The organism is Clostridium sp., from assembly GCF_051656525.1.
In the GTDB taxonomy this organism is placed as follows: domain Bacteria; phylum Bacillota; class Clostridia; order Clostridiales; family Clostridiaceae; genus Clostridium.
In genome coordinates, this window is sequence record NZ_JBOGCC010000070.1 from 1 (window position 1) to 1,145 (window position 1,145).

The window sequence follows — 1,145 nt, forward strand, 5'->3', positions numbered from 1 at the left end:
CACTGCCCAATATTTTTCTTTACCTTCCCAACTATTCTCTAAATTCCCTTTAAATCTAAACTCTAATTCTATATCTAAATTTTTATTTTTTTTATTAAATTTATCATATAAACTTTCAGAACTATTAAAGTTAATTTCTATAGCATTTAAAAATTCATTAGGTGATGGATTTATAATAAACTTTTCAAAATCACTATTATCTAATTTATCATCATCAAAAAGTAAATTATTTAGACTTAATAGTTCTTTTTTACTATCATTAATTTTCAAATTAATCTCTTTTAATTTCTCTACTATATTTTCAGCTTCTACCAAAAATCTTGTCTGACCTTTATACAAGAATATAATTTTCCCTTCATGTGGATTAATTATTTCTAATTTAATTTTAAAATCATCATTTCTAGTTTTAAAATCTCCATTATATTCATTAAAGCATTTTATAGTTTCCCCTGAATATTCATATTTTCGCCAATCAATATAAATAAAATTACTGATAAAAAATAATATACCAATTCCAATTAATATGATTTTTCTTCTTTTCTTTTTCACTAATGCCCCTCATTTTTAAATTATTTTTATTCAATTTATCCCCCTTCATATAACTTATCCTTATTAATATAAAGTTAGTATAGTATCCATATATTGAATTAATATATATTATTTATTAATATTGAAAGAATTCTAAAAAATATAATTACTAAAATGATTATTTTTTTCAAAAAATTAATATCCAGTAAATCTTTAATAATTATAATATTTATATATTTCAAAAAGGGGTTTGATATTATGAAAAAAAAGATTTTATTACCATTAATTTTTCTTATACCTTTTAGTTTTGTAGCTTGTAATAATCAAGATTTATCAATTAAAGATCCAACTCGAAAAGAAAGTTATGCTGAAATAGAAACAAAAATTAAATTGAAAGAATTTGAAGATAAAATTGGCTTAGAAAATTTATCAGAACTTTCTGCTAATGAAATTTTAGAAAGTTCTAATCTACCTCTAGAAGAATTTATTGCTATACGAGAAACAAAAATAAATAAAGATATTTTAAATAAAGATATTATTTATCAAGTAATAGAGCGAGCAAAATATTTATCAAATCTTATTTATGAAGAAGCCAAAAAAGAAGGTACAATTGCTCC

General features: G+C 20.6%; 2 protein-coding genes. One reads left to right on the top strand and one right to left on the bottom strand.

Translation table 11 applies throughout. The features are described from left to right. Positions 1–549, bottom strand: a 549-nt coding sequence (locus ACRDDY_RS02400) for a hypothetical protein (protein WP_438563376.1), incomplete at its 3' end; no start/stop codon positions are given. A 237-nt stretch (positions 550–786) separates the two neighbouring features. Between ACRDDY_RS02400 and ACRDDY_RS02405 the strand changes: the two genes are divergently transcribed. Further along, positions 787–1,145: hypothetical protein (locus ACRDDY_RS02405; RefSeq protein ID WP_438563377.1), on the top strand; the 359-nt coding region annotated here is incomplete at its 3' end.